Genomic DNA, 13295 nt, shown 5'->3' on the forward strand with positions numbered 1-13295 from the left:
AGCCGCCAAAGAGCAGGATATCACTCTCGAAATCGTCAGACTACCTCAGGCTAAACGGGGTTTCGTGCTGCTGCCACGTCGCTGGATCGTAGAGAGATCGTTCGCGTGGGCAACGCGGTGCAGGAGGCTGGTGAAAGACTACGAGCGCTGCGCCTCAACGCTTGCCGCAATGCATACCATCGCCTTCGCAGGTTTCATGCTTAGAAACGCAGCTAACCTGCTCATCCAAAGTGCATAACACCCTCTAAGACCAGCGTCTGCATCCTGAAAGCGTTTAGCGGCACCACCTCCTCGACCAACGAAGACAGCGCAACAGGTGCAGTCTTCATATTTTCCGGTGGTACGGGAGCCAACGACAGCACAGTGTCGTTTAAAGGTAAATCCTTTATTCCCGGAACGGACAATACTATTCCACTGGGTAGCGCCTCTCTTCGGTTCTCTCAGATTTTCGCTGGAACAGGAACCATCCAGACGTCAGACGCCAACATGAAAGCAGTTGTCGGGGTTCTGGGAGACACCGCTTATGCGGATAGCGAGAAGCTGATTAAGGCGGGGCAGGCTATCCGCAAGGCCATCACTGTTTTCACCTTTCTGGATGGTGGCACACGCCAGCATGTGGGGGCTATCGCCCAGCAGGTTTACAGTGCTCTTCAGGCAGCGGGGCTTGACCCGGCATCGTTCGGTATTTGGGGGCAGGATGCTCTGACGCAGCAGGTTGAAGTGCGCGACGAAAATGGCGCTTTGACAGACATTGAAACGAAGCCAGTGCTGGATGCCAAAGGCGAGCAGGTTTACCGTCAGTCTCTTCGCTATGACGAGCTGAGCATGCTGCTGATTGCCGCAGGGGAAGCGGAAATGCAGACTCTTGCGGCGCGTGTGGCTGCCCTTGAAGCCAAGGCAGGTGCGTAATGTCCACCCTGCTTGATTTTTCGGCGGGGGTTGCAGTCGGGGGACGTGGTGACACGCTCTCCGGTGGCCAGATGGTAGATGCCATTATCAGTGGCGCACCCATGACCGCCATTATCAACCCTGGAGCGACCTGCTCACTGTCCTACGCGGCATGTGGTGATAACGGCTATCGCATCATGCCAGATGCTGACTGCACTCTGGCGCTTTCTGGTGGCCAGTCTGGTCAGATCCAGATCATGCGTATCCTGATTATTCAGCCTCCTTCCGGCAACTGCGTGGTCACATGGCCCACAAATGTCATCTGGCCCAACGGTGCGCCGTTCGTGGACAGCCGCGCGGGTGCTGTGATGTGCGCCGAAATCATGTTTGACGGCGATGGCCGCTATTACGGGAGACGGATCTTTGGCTAAATCCTATCCGACGCCGACAACCGGATATACCAATGACGGTATACAGGTGCAGCTTGGCGTCAACAATATTGCGGAGCAATGGGATTACGTTACGGTTCCATTCCCATTGCAGCCCTGGCGGATTCTGATTGAGGGCGATCTGCCCACCTTGACGACAACGCCGTCTGTCTCGGTTTCTGTGTTCGACGGTACCGTCCCAGTGTTTTCCGCATCAGGCACATGGCAGGTGCAAGGGCAAAGCACCGCCAACGCAGATAAGAAAAACTGGAAACTGAAGCTGCGCAATTCGGTGACGGGCAATAAGCTGTCTGTCAAAATCGGTGACTGGTTCCCGATGAGCAGCGTAACGCTGAAGGCCTACGGGACAGACAGGACGCTGGTGCGTGACAGCATGACAACCGACATCTGGCGTCAGATGCACAGTTATCCTGCGGGTCTTCTTGCCTCTCAATCAGCCTATAGCTACTGGGATGGAGCAGATTTCGGGACGCATACGTCTGCCCTCTTCAGTACGGCAGGTTTTCCTGTTGAAGTCTGGCAGAACGGCGCATTTATGGGTCTTTATGTGCTCCGCAGTCCGGCTGATGTTAACGACTACCTGATGGATGACAGTAATAATCAGCATATTCTGATCCAGCCGCAGCACGCCACCGGTGTGTGGGGGGGCACGTTCAACTCCACAGAATGGTCCGTGCAGTCTCCCGCGCTCAGTGGCTACGACGACCAGGACGATATCTCGACATCTTCACCGGATATCAATGCGGCATGTCAGCGCATTATCGCCTGGATGGGAGCGTGCAACAAAGGCACGACTGACGTCCGAGCTACCTATAGGCAGTATCTCGATCTGCCTTCGTTCCTGGACTATGTGCTGATTTGTGAGCTGGCTGGTTCGTTTGACAGCATGCAGAACAACTTTGAATTCGGAAGTTGGAACGCTACCGCATCTACCGGGATCTGGTATTTCTGGCCGTATGATGAAGACGAGACATGGGGGCTGGTTTACTTCCTGACAGGTGCTCAATCAGATGCAGATCAGATCGGATGGGTCACTAAAAAGGGTGGCAAGGCAGATCAGGATCCCGGCTTTTTCAATTTGGCACATACCGTGTTCCTGCCGGAACTACGTGCGCGTTGGCGTGAGTTGCGGGATGCTGGCATTATTTCCTCACAGAATATCAACGCTGCGATCAAGCGTCAGGTTGATCTGATCGACCCGGCTTCAATGGTGCAGGATATTGAAAACTGGCCGCTCGATATTGCGACCGGCGCTCCTGCCTCAATGCAGGCAGGCGGGAAATGGTCAGTTGCGTATATCATGCGATACGCGGCAACGCGCATTGCATGGATCGACGCGCAGTGGGGCTATAGCGGCTAACAAATTAACCGCCCATACGCTAGAACATACCGCCGTGTGGGCGGTTTTTTGTATCCGGAAAATCTATGACTGAAGAACAGAGTGGCATCATTGTCGCGGCTGATGGTGACCTGCGCGAAATTGTTGGTGGTCATGAAATTCGTCTCGCTGCCGTTGAGCGGCGACAGGACGCGACTGACGGAAAGCTGGACGGCATCAGCAAAGATCTTGCGACTATGAGGGCTGAAGAAAATGCGCGCACTGTGGCGACGACAGCGGGAATCAGCCGTCTGGAAGTAAGAGTTTTTGATCTGGTAACACAGCTCGCAAAACTCACTGGCGCTCAGGAAAACCAGAACCGGCTTGCTGAAGAAAACCTGCGCCGCTGGCGGACACGATCAGTCATTGTCGGGATTATTTGCACTATTGCTGCGGCAGCGGGCGGCACGATTCTTTCCAGCCAAACCTGGGATGATTACTTGTTTGGCAACGTTGGTTTTTTGCATCGGCATCATATTCCAGTTCCTGCGCCGCAGCCTCAACCGCAAGATTCTGTCTATGCACTGGCTCCCAGAAGTTGGGAAAAATCATGACAATCACACTACCAATCACTGACTCCGTGCAGGCAGCTTCCCGCACGGCTTGGGGTGAGGCCAGGGGGGAGGGAACACGGGGCATGCAGGCGGTCCTGAATGTCATCGGTAACCGGGCGAAACATCCAGGCTGGTGGGGGCATGATATTGCCGGAGTGTGTCAGGCACATGCCCAGTTTTCCTGTTGGGATGCCAGCGATCCCAACCGTGAAAAGCTTCTAACAGTTTCTGACTCAGACATGCAGTTTCGCGAGGCTCAGGGTCTGGCTGCTTGTCTTGTGAACGGCCGCCTGTCTGACCTGACTGGTGGAGCGGATCACTATTACGACTGGCGTGGCCAGAGGCCCTATTGGGCGCAAGGTCGCTTTTATAAATGCACTATTGGTCATCACGCATTTTATCGTGTTGGCCTGAGGGGAGATGGGATGTGACAGACACCACGAAAAACGCTTTTGCGGTTAATGCGGCCAAGATTGGGGGCATCACTACGGTGGTGCCCCTTTTGTTTTCAGCAATCCCGGAACCGTGGAGTTCGGTCATCTCCGGGGTGATCATCATTTGTGGCGGTGTGACCGCAGCAATCCAGCCCCCGCAAGCCGGTAGCAAATGGACGATTCCCTATCAGGTCGTTTCCGTCATAGGCCTAAACATCGGCTGGGCCGTCAATCACATCGGAGCGCGGGTCGATACATCTCAGAGTTTGGCTGCGCAAGCCTCATCCACTGTGCAGGACAAACAACCATGATCCAGTCTCGTCGCACTTTCCTGTGCTCCGCCAGCCTCGTGGCTGCGGCCGGGACGCTCACTGCTTGCACGGTTACGACAAGTGGAAAAACGACCACGCTTACGCTGAACACGACCAAAGTTAAGGCCTATGCGCAGGCAGGTATCAATGCTGTCACAACTATTCTCAGCATCACGGCCGTATCCACTGCTATGGGGGCTCCGGCAGTGGCCGTTATTGAGGCTGCGGGAGGCGCTTTGTCTACCGCACTCTCTGCGTTGGCGAGCGAGACGAATGGTAGCCTGACAGTCAGCTACGACAACACGAATGCTAAAACGCGCATTGATACGTTGCTGGTGGACCTCAATAATGTTGCCGTGGCAATCCGTGCCGGGTTGGTCGCAGCTCAGCAGACTGTGACCAACAGCGTGATCAATACAGCGATCACCACCTTTAACGCACTTCGGACCGTGATTGATGCGTTTGAGGGGGTTCTGGGTATCAGCCTGCCAAGCGTTACAGACGAGCAGGAGGCAACAGCACTCTCGGTGCTGGCGGTGCAATGACGAGCTTTGAGTGTGGCCTGATCTTAGGCAGCCTGAGCACTGTGGTGCTGGGATCAGGCCTCGCCGCCTTCCTGTCCTGGAAAAAGCGTCAGAATGATGTGTTTGGTTGATAAAGTTACTGATGTAGTCTTCTGACTCGCCGCAAATATGCCCTCAATAGGTAGCAGGCTTTGTCGGGCAGTAAGGGCTTGTGGAAGTCAGGATCGGTCTGCGTAAGGAAGCTTACGGTGCCTGTTGGTCAATGATTGCTGCGTATGACCATCGGGTATGCGAGAAAAGACAAGATTGATTGGTTTGTGGCGGTGCCAGTGCGGGRACAGTGTCTCCGGCCAAACGTTTTTWTCTTAGGTAAGGAGGATACTTCCATGGAAAAACTGTCTGAAGACTTCAAAACTCGTCAGAAACCGGTGGCCCGCATCATTGTCGCTGTGAGTGCGGCTGTGGCGGGTTTTCTGATTATGCTGTTCCGGCAGCTCAAAAAGCCCAGATAATTTCTGATAATCATGTTCTTTCAAAAAAGCCCGGTTCTTTCTGCTGATGCAGGAGGAGCCGGGCTTCTTTTTTTGATTCTGGGAGCTTTCAAGCTCAGGTTATCGAAAGTCATGGAATATCAGGGTGTTAGAAATGCTGACATAATCCCGGAAAGATGTACCCGTTATCCACAGGCTTACCCCCGCAGGCATCCTCAGATTCTGGGGATAAGTGCAGAGAGCTTTCGGCAAAAGGCGGTAGGGGATGGCAATCAGGTGTGCGCCTCTTACAGCCCGAGCATCACGAAGCAGGTGATGTGGCTAAGAGAATGGCTCAGAAGCGAGCGGCATAAGCACAAGCTGAAAAATTACACAGCATCTCGTGCGGATTTGCATGCTGAGAATGGAAACAATGGGGGAGATCCACTCTCATCCCCCGTCATGCAAAAAAGCATGAGGGGATGAAGAGCAGTAGATACAAAAAAACCGCAGCGAACTGCGGTTTTTTTTGGTGCCCAGAAGAAGCCAATGAATACCCCAGAAAACAAGGAATATTGAGTTTTATCAGTGGATTATCATTCCTTGTTTTTGATTAATTTCCCTTCTTTTTGGCACCTACTACACCAAGTTTACACCAAGGCGTAACGCTCCGGGCAGGGAGCAAAAAATGGCATCAATCATCAAGAGGGGCGATTCGTGGCGGGGTATGGTCGTAAAGCGCGGCCAGAGAGTGAGCGCCACATTCGACAGTAAGCGGGAGGCGGAAGAGTGGGCCGTGCAGGCCGAGGCCGCCATTCTCTCCGGGCAGAGGGCTGCTGAGGTTCAGCCAGTCTCGTCTCGCATGGCAGTGTCCGCTCTCATGACAAGATATGCTCACGAGGTCAGCCCATCCAAGCGGGGCGAGAGGTGGGAGGTTTTGCGTCTGGCCAAGTTGGCACGTGACCCTGCATTTGCTCTCTCCATCCACATGTTTGGCCCGGTCGAACTGGCCGCATGGCGCGACAGGCGCTTGACTGAGGTCTCTGCATATAGCGTCAACCGTGAGCTGAATTTGGTGTCTGCTGTCTTCAATCAGGCGATTAAGGAATGGCAGGCCCCTATAAAAATAAACCCTGTCCACAACATCCAGCGCCCCAAGAACCCGCGTCCGAGAACACGCAGGGTGACAGAGCGAGAGCGTGATTTGATCGTTGCCCGGCTGGGCTGGGGCATGAAGAGTGCGCCCGAAAGCCTCTCTCAATGGACGGCGTTTACCTTTTGCCTTGGGATCGAGACGGCCATGCGCAAGGGAGAAATGCTCTCTCTGACGTGGGGGAACGTCCACATCGAACAGAGGTGGCTGCATCTGCCTATGACGAAAAACGGAGAGGCGCGGGACGTGCCGCTGTCTTCTGCTGCTGCTGCCCTCTTGAGCATCTTGCCAAGGCAGAGAGATGATGCCCCGGTGATCCCGGCGAATTATGGCTCCATGTGTGCCTACTTTAGGGCCGCCCGGTCAGCCGTAGGGCTGAACACCATCCGGTTCCATGATGCCCGGCGCGAGGCTATTACGCGCATGAGCAAGAAGCTATCGAACGTCTTGGAGCTTTCGGCTGTGAGCGGCCATAAGTCGCTCACCGTCCTGAAAGGATACTACCGGCCAGATGCTGCCGATCTGGCTAAAAAGTTGGATTAGAGCGAGGGCGTCCGGCCTTTTGCTTTTTCTGAATAACCTCTGGCGTCAGTGCCCATTTCCGCACCGTTTCAGGGTTCCACCGTGGGCGGCCAAGGCCCGGCACTTTCGGCGGAAGGCGCTCAGGTGCCGTGCTGGACAGCTTCTGTACAGTAGCCTCCTGATACTTGAGGTATCGAGCCAGATCCCGGCACGTCCACAGAGGCTCGATCTCTAGCGTATCACCCATCAACCCCTCCCCAGAACCGAGCAGACATTACGCTCTTTATGGAGCGCCTCAATTTCAGAACCTTGCCGATCAGGTTCTTGGCTACTTCCTCGGCGCGCATGTCATCACAAATTCCCACGCATAAATCCACGCACTCATTGCAGATAAACACGGTCGGGCCAGCAATGATCTTGCGCACCTCGTGCTGCGACTTTCCGCAGAAGCTGCAATATATGGTGTCTTTGCGATCAGAGCTCATTGCTCTACCCCTCCCAACGCATCGATGCTTGCGGGCGGTTCAGATACCCCGCACACAATCATCCCAATGGCATCATCGTCAGAAAGAGCGCCGCCTTTCCAGCAAAGAAGGGTGTTCTTCGCAGTTTCCATTCTGTTGTCAGGGATAGGGAACGGTACCACACGGGCTCTGGCCGCCGCGTCTGCTGCTGCGAGGACGGTCTCAGCGCAGGCGACCCACATGCTTTCCGTGGCAGTATCACTCTCAGAAAACAGGCGCTTCAGTTCTTTTGCGGCCGCCTCGATCCTCGGGTCAGTCATGCGATCCACTCCGGCCATTTGCTTTCGTCTTTGGCATAGTCTTCTGTGTATCCAAGAGGCAATTCATCGACACGGTCGGCAGAGATGCACTGGACAAGGGCATAAAATCCCTCTCCATCATTGGTCATCTCTGCGGCTTTATGGGTTTGGTTCGGTGTGTTTAACGCATCGTCTATTGCACCCCGAAGCCGGGTAAGGCCCTCTTTTGTACCTAGAATATGCGCGTCACCATGTTGCTCAGGCTGTGCGATGATATGCAAAATATCGTCGGTATCTTTCCAATCATACATCACCCCACCTCCCGCGCTGCGTCGATGGCTCGGATAAGATCAGCTTTGCGTGCTGATGGGTTGCGGCCAGAAACTTTTGGGTCAAAGCCGGGTATCCCATAATGCGTCCGAGATAATAGCCAATCCAGCCGCTCACTATCGCGCCCAATCTCCGCCCGGACGCGCTGTTCTGCGCGGCGTTCGGCTTCGAGGATCATGTCTTCGGCCTCGCGCAGATGGCCGTCATCATAATGCAGCGGGTAAGCCAGACGGACTGCCAGTTCTAATGCCTGCTCATCTCTCGTCCTCATGCCGCGTCTCCCAGGTTACGGATGGAGTGTGCAATATGGTGCGCGGTGTTGGTCGGTGAAAGTTCAGTGCCGCCCCAGCTTTCGCCTATATGTATGGCCTCTTGAGCGCACCTCTCCCGCTCCCCCGCCAGCATCTCGGTTAGCTGGGTGGGGGTGAGGATTGGAGAACAGTATTCCCAATTCAAAACCCAATCTGGTCCAGTGTAATAAGAGTGATTTCCTGATTTCCACGATTTCGATTGGGCATCCCATTTCACTGCGAGTAGTTCACCTAATCGCATAACCCAATGCCACCCACTCACATCAGGATTAGGAGGCACTCCGGGCCGCTCGGGGTTGGGCCAGTTGGTGGGGGTGGTCATAGTGTTAGGCATATGATGCTTCCTCCTCAAATGCCTGCTGCGGGGAGTATCCATCTTCCCAGTAGCAGACCCATGATTCATGGCCTGTGCTCTCGACATAATCTGTAGCACCCCATTCTTCTGCAAAGATTGCACTCAGATCAGAAAGCCATTTTTCAAAATTTATGCTCACGACTTCTCTCCTGCGCGGGTGTTCCATGCTTCAGTAGCCTCATATCCTGAATGGCAATCTGGTCCAGTTCCGCAGCAATTATTGCAGGTGACGTATCTCAGATTGCCATCAATAAGCTCAACATCATCGCTCCCACAGAACGGGCACAGTTTCAGTCCCTCGCTCATGCTGCCGGGCCTTTCAGGGCTTCTTCAATCACGTCCAATGCACCGCGCCTTGCCGTTACAGATGGCGCTTCTTTGAGGTATGACCGCACTGTTTCCAGATGATCCCGCAACCGCATATTCTCCGCCTGCGCAGCAGCAAGGGCGGCCTGGGCGTCGGATTGGCGGACAACCTTTATGCTGGCACCTTTTTTAATGTCTTTGTTTCGCCATGCGGCGACTTCTGGTTCCACTGCGTCATCGTGCCAGACTATCTGGGCACAGTATTCCAACTCCCCACCCGCAACAGGCGTGCCGATGGCGATGAGTCCGGGGGTTGGATCGCCTGTGTAGTGTCGGGAATAGAAGCAGGTTTTCTGAGCGTCACTCAGCGGCAACCGCACGACTACGGCTGTGGGTTTGGCGGTCATGCGGTTTCTCCCGGCAGGACTTCGCGGACGTGGATGGTGCGCTTAAGGCAAACCTGAAATTCCTGCGCCTTCTCTGGGCTGTCATAAACCACAAGATTCCCGCCGTGGTATTCATTAACCCAAAACTCTCGCGGCACAGGGACTTCGCGGGCGTTATGTATGTTTTCGATTTCTGTGCAGAATGGACGGCAAACGTATTTAGTACTCACGAACGCCCAACCCTTAACCACTGAGTGAACAGTGCAGGGTAAAACTTTGCTGTTACCCCACCCATATGGCCCCTCATGCTCCGGCGTGTACGGGCCGATGATTTCTAGTTTGGTTTTTTGGGTCATGCCTCTGCCATTTCTTCAACAGGGGTCTGCGCAACTTCAGCTTCCAGTTCGGCGCGCCGCTCTGCAATCATGTCCTGCACGGCAGACTGCACTTCTTCGCTGATTGCGCGGTCAGCCTCTTCGGCGCGCTTGATGGTTGTCTGCCAGCGGCCCCATTCTCCATCAACGGAGCGTAGGTCATCGCATTTGGCGAGGCGGTCACGGAAAAGCGCAATGTGGTCAACTGGTGGGCGAGCCTGCTCGACGCGCTGCGGCTGAGGGGTTACGTCAATCGTTTGAGGAGGAATGTCCTGGGCCTCTTCGCCAGAGATCAGACCCTTAAGCACATCAGGATAACCATCGCGGAGAGCAAAACCGCGCGCGCGCATCTGGAGCATCCGGCGCAAGTATTGCCGCCATGGTCCCTGCTTACCGAAGAGGTCTGCTTTCTTCGCATCCGCAACACTGAATTCAGAGGTAATTTCATCTCCATCTACGCGTTTAGTGATGCAGACAGCTTTGAAATTATCACCTTCACCCTCGAAGTATTCGCGCACCGAAGCGCATTTCCCTGAGCTGCGCACAAGCCCGAGCATTGCATCCCCCCAGATGCTCGGGCGTCCATTGATCACTGCGATGTTCTGGATTGCCTGCATTGGCGCAAGGCCAAGTTCAGACCCCATCTGGACAGCAATCATGATGTTTTCAGGCTTACCCTTGTAGTCTTTCGGCATAAGGTCTGACCCAGCAGCCATCTTTGCAAAGCCAACCAACTCCTGAAAGTTGGATGGCTGCAGGACCGGGCTGTGTGTCGTTAGGGAATTACTCATTTCAAATATCCTTCCTGGCGCTCACCCGTAACGTGGGAGCACCGCCATTTGTGAGGGTTGCGCCGGGCACCGGCCCGTTACGCACCAATTTGTTCAGTTCTGCCCGGTCCAGCTTGTCCGGCTGGGGTTTCCACAGTTCGGGCCGGGCTGCCTTGAGCGCCTTTTCGTCAGTGATATGTGCTGTCGAGGCCGGGCGCATCACAGTTGCTTTCCAGTTCGCAGATTCCAGACACACAACACCATCCGCCTGCATCTGGTTGGACAGCTCAGCCCGCAACAGATCCCGCGCATGCTTTGCACGCCGTTCGAGATTTTCCAGAACGCCGATCAATTCCAGAGCCTGCCCGTCTGTGTTCGCATCCGGCGCACGAATTGCCTTCATGCACTGGTTCACGCCGCTGATTTCCTGATGGAGATACTCGGCATAGGCACGATTGACAGCGGTTAAGATGGGGTCGCTCACGACATGAAATCCCAAAGATAGGGGATGTCGGACTTATCAGTGTCCGCAATGGCATTTGCCAAAGCCTGCACGCTCTCCGGCAGCCCCTCCAATTCCTTGGCGAAATACAGGTCACTCATGAGCTTCATGCCAAACTTGTGGCACTCCTTGAGCATGTCACTGAATTTCACCAGATCCGCTTCATCAGCCCGCGCATGCCGCTCCATTTCCGCGCAATACGGGACAGGTGCGGGCTCAAGATGCGGGTTAGGTGCAAGGCGCACCGTCAGAAACGGGCGTTCTAATGTCTCAGACATTTCAATTCTCCCTAAGGAAATCATCTGCCGCCAACACGGCCACGAAGCCCGGTCCGCAAACCGGGTGACGCGGGGGTGTCAGGGGGTTTCGCCACGGGCTTTGGCTAGGGCGGCGCGGGCCTGATCTGCAGACTCAAGACTAAACCCAAGCTCGCTTTCGGTATTTTCCATAAAGTTGAGGCACGACTTAAGCGCCTCATAAAGATCAGGAGCGGTGGCGATTAGGTGGGCATCTGGTGCCGCAATCCCACGGATTTGATACCGGTAAACGCTGGTGTCTTTTTTGGCAGCATCGATACCGACAATAGATTTGTCACCGACCTCAAATTGCAGGAGATCAGAGGCTTTTTTCATGCCACGGCCCTCAGGCTGAAAGCACGGCTGAGCGCCATTGAGGCCCCAACGCCGGAAGCTCATGACGTAGCGACGGCCTGAATGGTTTGTGGCGAGGTATATGTCCGGTGCTCCACCAGCACTACCAAACCAAGCCCACGGCCCCGGGGTGAATTTAGGTTCACCCATCACACCAACTCCCCAACCAGCTGACAAACCCCCAGCAGAAGATCGAGCAGGTCGCCCGTGATGCGTTCACCGGCATCAGTGAACATCAGCACAAACGCGATGCCGCCATAGACCAGCAGGCCCAGAAGCGCCTGCACAAAGGGGTTCTCGACGATCAGACCAGCGATGTAGCCTGCGTTGGTTTGGAGTGTTTTGTTGAGAGAGGGAGCATTCCGCTCAACCGTCTGTGTCATTGCCCTATTCCTCAATGCTGCTGCAAGCGTGTGGAGAGACGCGCCATACCTTTTGGCGTCACGAATACTTGCTGTGTGCTTATTTCTTCGCCCACTGTATTGGTATATGTGGCGTATTTTACTTCCACATATCCCGCGTCGATCTTGTCGGCATATGCGTGCCACTTGCCATTCTGCGCCCGGAAAATCCATTTTGTTTCCCGGAGCAGTTCGATCCCGCGCTTTGACCCGATATCGAGCGCCTTACCGACTTCTCGCAGGTTGGTGCGCCCAATGGAGTTTGCGAAGCGGTCGAAGCCTTCTGCCTTTGGGGTGAGGACTGCGATTTGCTCTTTGGCCTTTTCGTGATCTTCGTGAAGCAAAACAAATGCTTCGGCTATCTTTTGCTCACGGGTGAGGGGCTTCACGCTATGAAGTCCCTGCGTCACCAGCGCGTCAAAGGCGCGGATTACGGTGAGGTGGAAGTCAACATTGATCCACATAGCATAGGCGTAGACTAACTCTTTAGCGACATAAGTACCGCCATTCCGGCCCTCATTGGTAACTACCGACTTTCCGGTAGTTTCAGAATCAAGGCGTGAAGCCAGCTTCTGGGCATCAGTTGTAGCAAGCCAGTAGGACGGCCCGTCCTTTTTTGCTGCGCCAGCAGCCTTATGGCAGTCATTCAAGCAGAACCGGCCTTTAGCGTCCTGCCGGATCGTCGTCCCGAGAATTGAGAGTGTGGAGGTCATTGCCCATCCGCCTGTTGCGTTGTGATGGGTTCAACGTAAGAAATACTTACTTATTCGTCAAGCGAAAAAGAAAGAAAAACTTACGTTGATAGGTTTGCGCGCTTACATGTAAAGAACACAACAAGAACGGAAGCGAAGGAGAATCGCGCATGGCCGCCACTGAACGAATCATCTTCCAACCCTATGTCTGGAAAAAGGTCGGCAAGCGTACGGCGCTGGAGCCGGGAACGCCCGTTGCGTGCCGTGATGCCGAGGATGCGTTACGCAGGATTGAGAAGGTGAGGAATGGCCTGCTCAGCGTGGCAGGCGCTCAGGCTGTCCGTATGACCGTCGATGAAGAGGCGGGGGATTACGGAGAGCCTGAGGTATTGTGGTGTGCGGGCGAGGTGCCGGGGGGAGAATAACGGGAGTTGCCTACCCCCTTACTTTACGCCAAAAATCTTTTTGATCCGCTCTTTAGTGAAAAAGAGAGAGATCACAAGGAGTACGATCGGCGTAACGATATATGTAATATCACCATTACTCATCAATAAGCCCTCCCAGAACTAACGATGCCGCTTGATGCAGGCGGTATGATAGCAATACCCAAAATGGGCCGCCCACTAAATTAACATAAAGTGGCGATCGAGTGCCAGTTTTATAGTAGCCCGCGATAGTCGGGGTCACGACGCCGATGACGGCAACGGCAATCCCATTTAACCAGTTTGCGCGGAGTTTGGTTTGCTCATTGTGGATTAAGTTGCTCATTTAG

Annotated in this window: 25 protein-coding genes and 1 pseudogene; 11 read left to right on the forward strand and 15 right to left on the reverse strand. The window is 54.5% G+C overall.

Features of this window, described 5'->3' with window-relative positions:
• From KP703_RS11620 to KP703_RS11660, 10 genes are all read left to right on the forward strand, one after another.
• Positions 1 to 238: transposase (locus tag KP703_RS11620; RefSeq protein WP_215754726.1), on the forward strand; the 238-nt coding region annotated here is incomplete at its 5' end.
• Positions 239 to 486: 248 nt separating this feature from the next.
• Positions 487 to 909: a hypothetical protein gene (locus tag KP703_RS11625; protein ID WP_215755042.1), complete on the forward strand. Its 423-nt coding sequence runs from the start codon at positions 487 to 489 to the stop codon at positions 907 to 909.
• A complete protein-coding gene (locus KP703_RS11630; protein WP_215755043.1) occupies positions 909 to 1319 on the forward strand; it encodes a hypothetical protein in 411 nt (136 codons plus the stop codon). The genes KP703_RS11625 and KP703_RS11630 overlap by 1 nt, the downstream gene beginning before the upstream one ends.
• Complete coding sequence (locus KP703_RS11635) at positions 1312 to 2697, forward strand: CotH kinase family protein (RefSeq protein WP_252354037.1); 1386 nt, start codon at positions 1312 to 1314, stop codon at positions 2695 to 2697. The genes KP703_RS11630 and KP703_RS11635 overlap by 8 nt, the downstream gene beginning before the upstream one ends.
• A gap of 65 nt (positions 2698 to 2762) precedes the next feature.
• Positions 2763 to 3269 carry a hypothetical protein gene (locus KP703_RS11640; RefSeq protein WP_215755044.1) on the forward strand — a complete coding sequence of 169 codons (507 nt, stop codon included), beginning with the start codon at positions 2763 to 2765 and terminating at the stop codon, positions 3267 to 3269.
• Positions 3266 to 3700 carry a cell wall hydrolase gene (locus tag KP703_RS11645; RefSeq protein WP_215755045.1) on the forward strand — a complete coding sequence of 145 codons (435 nt, stop codon included), beginning with the start codon at positions 3266 to 3268 and terminating at the stop codon, positions 3698 to 3700. Before KP703_RS11640 ends, KP703_RS11645 begins: the two co-directional genes overlap by 4 nt.
• Entirely contained in the window at positions 3697 to 4014 is a 318-nt protein-coding gene (locus KP703_RS11650; RefSeq protein WP_215755046.1) for a hypothetical protein, read from the forward strand. The genes KP703_RS11645 and KP703_RS11650 overlap by 4 nt, the downstream gene beginning before the upstream one ends.
• On the forward strand, positions 4011 to 4559 hold the full coding sequence (locus KP703_RS11655) for a hypothetical protein (protein WP_215755047.1): 549 nt from the start codon (positions 4011 to 4013) through the stop codon (positions 4557 to 4559). The genes KP703_RS11650 and KP703_RS11655 overlap by 4 nt, the downstream gene beginning before the upstream one ends.
• Before the next feature lie 365 nt (positions 4560 to 4924).
• The gene (locus KP703_RS15805) at positions 4925 to 5050 is read left to right on the forward strand and encodes a hypothetical protein (protein ID WP_256441413.1); all 126 of its coding nucleotides are present in this window, start codon (positions 4925 to 4927) and stop codon (positions 5048 to 5050) included.
• 709 nt (positions 5051 to 5759) lie between these two features.
• Positions 5760 to 6704, forward strand: a complete 945-nt coding sequence (locus tag KP703_RS11660; RefSeq protein WP_373687489.1) for a site-specific integrase — start codon at positions 5760 to 5762, stop codon at positions 6702 to 6704.
• 290 nt (positions 6705 to 6994) lie between these two features.
• On the opposite strand, the pseudogene KP703_RS11665 reads toward KP703_RS11660, so the two are convergent.
• From KP703_RS11665 to KP703_RS11730, 14 genes and pseudogenes are all read right to left on the reverse strand, one after another.
• A pseudogene (locus KP703_RS11665) lies at positions 6995 to 7168 on the reverse strand (ClpX C4-type zinc finger protein); the annotation flags it as partial.
• Positions 7165 to 7467: a hypothetical protein gene (locus KP703_RS11670; protein WP_215755049.1), complete on the reverse strand. Its 303-nt coding sequence runs from the start codon at positions 7465 to 7467 to the stop codon at positions 7165 to 7167. The pseudogene KP703_RS11665 and the gene KP703_RS11670, both read right to left, overlap by 4 nt.
• Positions 7464 to 7757, reverse strand: a complete 294-nt coding sequence (locus KP703_RS11675; RefSeq protein WP_215755050.1) for a hypothetical protein — start codon at positions 7755 to 7757, stop codon at positions 7464 to 7466. The genes KP703_RS11670 and KP703_RS11675 overlap by 4 nt, the downstream gene beginning before the upstream one ends.
• Positions 7757 to 8047, reverse strand: a complete 291-nt coding sequence (locus KP703_RS11680) for a hypothetical protein (RefSeq protein ID WP_215755051.1) — start codon at positions 8045 to 8047, stop codon at positions 7757 to 7759. Before KP703_RS11680 ends, KP703_RS11675 begins: the two co-directional genes overlap by 1 nt.
• A gap of 366 nt (positions 8048 to 8413) precedes the next feature.
• Complete coding sequence (locus KP703_RS11685) at positions 8414 to 8608, reverse strand: hypothetical protein (RefSeq protein WP_215755052.1); 195 nt, start codon at positions 8606 to 8608, stop codon at positions 8414 to 8416.
• A complete protein-coding gene (locus tag KP703_RS15930) occupies positions 8578 to 8748 on the reverse strand; it encodes a Lar family restriction alleviation protein (RefSeq protein ID WP_215755053.1) in 171 nt (56 codons plus the stop codon). The genes KP703_RS11685 and KP703_RS15930 overlap by 31 nt, the downstream gene beginning before the upstream one ends.
• Entirely contained in the window at positions 8745 to 9155 is a 411-nt protein-coding gene (locus tag KP703_RS11695) for a hypothetical protein (protein WP_215755054.1), read from the reverse strand. Before KP703_RS11695 ends, KP703_RS15930 begins: the two co-directional genes overlap by 4 nt.
• Positions 9152 to 9490, reverse strand: a complete 339-nt coding sequence (locus KP703_RS11700; RefSeq protein WP_215755055.1) for a hypothetical protein — start codon at positions 9488 to 9490, stop codon at positions 9152 to 9154. Before KP703_RS11700 ends, KP703_RS11695 begins: the two co-directional genes overlap by 4 nt.
• Positions 9487 to 10203 carry a hypothetical protein gene (locus tag KP703_RS11705; RefSeq protein WP_252354038.1) on the reverse strand — a complete coding sequence of 239 codons (717 nt, stop codon included), beginning with the start codon at positions 10201 to 10203 and terminating at the stop codon, positions 9487 to 9489. The genes KP703_RS11700 and KP703_RS11705 overlap by 4 nt, the downstream gene beginning before the upstream one ends.
• Before the next feature lie 97 nt (positions 10204 to 10300).
• Positions 10301 to 10762 carry a hypothetical protein gene (locus KP703_RS11710; protein WP_215755057.1) on the reverse strand — a complete coding sequence of 154 codons (462 nt, stop codon included), beginning with the start codon at positions 10760 to 10762 and terminating at the stop codon, positions 10301 to 10303.
• Positions 10759 to 11058 (reverse strand): hypothetical protein, encoded by a 300-nt coding sequence (locus KP703_RS11715; RefSeq protein ID WP_215755058.1) that lies wholly within the window; start codon positions 11056 to 11058, stop codon positions 10759 to 10761. The genes KP703_RS11710 and KP703_RS11715 overlap by 4 nt, the downstream gene beginning before the upstream one ends.
• Before the next feature lie 78 nt (positions 11059 to 11136).
• Positions 11137 to 11412: a hypothetical protein gene (locus KP703_RS11720; protein WP_215755059.1), complete on the reverse strand. Its 276-nt coding sequence runs from the start codon at positions 11410 to 11412 to the stop codon at positions 11137 to 11139.
• 167 nt (positions 11413 to 11579) lie between these two features.
• Complete coding sequence (locus tag KP703_RS11725; RefSeq protein WP_215755060.1) at positions 11580 to 11813, reverse strand: hypothetical protein; 234 nt, start codon at positions 11811 to 11813, stop codon at positions 11580 to 11582.
• Between the two features lie 11 nt (positions 11814 to 11824).
• Positions 11825 to 12544, reverse strand: coding sequence for a phage antirepressor KilAC domain-containing protein (locus KP703_RS11730; RefSeq protein ID WP_215755061.1), 720 nt, complete (start codon positions 12542 to 12544; stop codon positions 11825 to 11827).
• A gap of 149 nt (positions 12545 to 12693) precedes the next feature.
• Here KP703_RS11730 and KP703_RS11735 point away from each other — a divergent pair, with 149 nt between their 5' ends.
• Positions 12694 to 12948, forward strand: coding sequence for a hypothetical protein (locus KP703_RS11735; protein WP_215755062.1), 255 nt, complete (start codon positions 12694 to 12696; stop codon positions 12946 to 12948).
• A gap of 115 nt (positions 12949 to 13063) precedes the next feature.
• On the opposite strand, the gene KP703_RS11740 is transcribed toward KP703_RS11735, so the two are convergent.
• Positions 13064 to 13291 (reverse strand): hypothetical protein, encoded by a 228-nt coding sequence (locus tag KP703_RS11740; protein WP_215755063.1) that lies wholly within the window; start codon positions 13289 to 13291, stop codon positions 13064 to 13066.
• Positions 13292 to 13295 lie beyond the last annotated feature (4 nt).

Origin of the sequence: Acetobacter sp. P5B1, from assembly GCF_018811985.1 — a bacterium.
GTDB classification, from domain to species: Bacteria; Pseudomonadota; Alphaproteobacteria; order Acetobacterales; family Acetobacteraceae; genus Acetobacter; species Acetobacter cerevisiae.

Excerpts from the sequence above, each read along its gene's own strand:
- KP703_RS11625 (WP_215755042.1), top strand. The coding sequence starts at position 487 with ATGAAAGCAGTTGTCGGGGTTCTGGGAGACACCGCTTATGCGGATAGC.
- KP703_RS11630 (WP_215755043.1), top strand. The coding sequence starts at position 909 with ATGTCCACCCTGCTTGATTTTTCGGCGGGGGTTGCAGTCGGGGGACGT.
- KP703_RS11640 (WP_215755044.1), top strand. The coding sequence starts at position 2,763 with ATGACTGAAGAACAGAGTGGCATCATTGTCGCGGCTGATGGTGACCTG.
- KP703_RS11645 (WP_215755045.1), top strand. The coding sequence starts at position 3,266 with ATGACAATCACACTACCAATCACTGACTCCGTGCAGGCAGCTTCCCGC.
- KP703_RS11655 (WP_215755047.1), top strand. The coding sequence starts at position 4,011 with ATGATCCAGTCTCGTCGCACTTTCCTGTGCTCCGCCAGCCTCGTGGCT.
- KP703_RS15805 (WP_256441413.1), top strand. The coding sequence starts at position 4,925 with ATGGAAAAACTGTCTGAAGACTTCAAAACTCGTCAGAAACCGGTGGCC.
- KP703_RS11670 (WP_215755049.1), bottom strand. The coding sequence starts at position 7,467 with ATGACTGACCCGAGGATCGAGGCGGCCGCAAAAGAACTGAAGCGCCTG.
- KP703_RS11675 (WP_215755050.1), bottom strand. The coding sequence starts at position 7,757 with ATGTATGATTGGAAAGATACCGACGATATTTTGCATATCATCGCACAG.
- KP703_RS11680 (WP_215755051.1), bottom strand. The coding sequence starts at position 8,047 with ATGAGGACGAGAGATGAGCAGGCATTAGAACTGGCAGTCCGTCTGGCT.
- KP703_RS11685 (WP_215755052.1), bottom strand. The coding sequence starts at position 8,608 with ATGGAACACCCGCGCAGGAGAGAAGTCGTGAGCATAAATTTTGAAAAA.
- KP703_RS15930 (WP_215755053.1), bottom strand. The coding sequence starts at position 8,748 with ATGAGCGAGGGACTGAAACTGTGCCCGTTCTGTGGGAGCGATGATGTT.
- KP703_RS11695 (WP_215755054.1), bottom strand. The coding sequence starts at position 9,155 with ATGACCGCCAAACCCACAGCCGTAGTCGTGCGGTTGCCGCTGAGTGAC.
- KP703_RS11700 (WP_215755055.1), bottom strand. The coding sequence starts at position 9,490 with ATGACCCAAAAAACCAAACTAGAAATCATCGGCCCGTACACGCCGGAG.
- KP703_RS11705 (WP_252354038.1), bottom strand. The coding sequence starts at position 10,203 with ATGCCGAAAGACTACAAGGGTAAGCCTGAAAACATCATGATTGCTGTC.
- KP703_RS11715 (WP_215755058.1), bottom strand. The coding sequence starts at position 11,058 with ATGTCTGAGACATTAGAACGCCCGTTTCTGACGGTGCGCCTTGCACCT.
- KP703_RS11720 (WP_215755059.1), bottom strand. The coding sequence starts at position 11,412 with ATGAAAAAAGCCTCTGATCTCCTGCAATTTGAGGTCGGTGACAAATCT.
- KP703_RS11725 (WP_215755060.1), bottom strand. The coding sequence starts at position 11,813 with ATGACACAGACGGTTGAGCGGAATGCTCCCTCTCTCAACAAAACACTC.
- KP703_RS11730 (WP_215755061.1), bottom strand. The coding sequence starts at position 12,544 with ATGACCTCCACACTCTCAATTCTCGGGACGACGATCCGGCAGGACGCT.
- KP703_RS11735 (WP_215755062.1), top strand. The coding sequence starts at position 12,694 with ATGGCCGCCACTGAACGAATCATCTTCCAACCCTATGTCTGGAAAAAG.
- KP703_RS11740 (WP_215755063.1), bottom strand. The coding sequence starts at position 13,291 with ATGAGCAACTTAATCCACAATGAGCAAACCAAACTCCGCGCAAACTGG.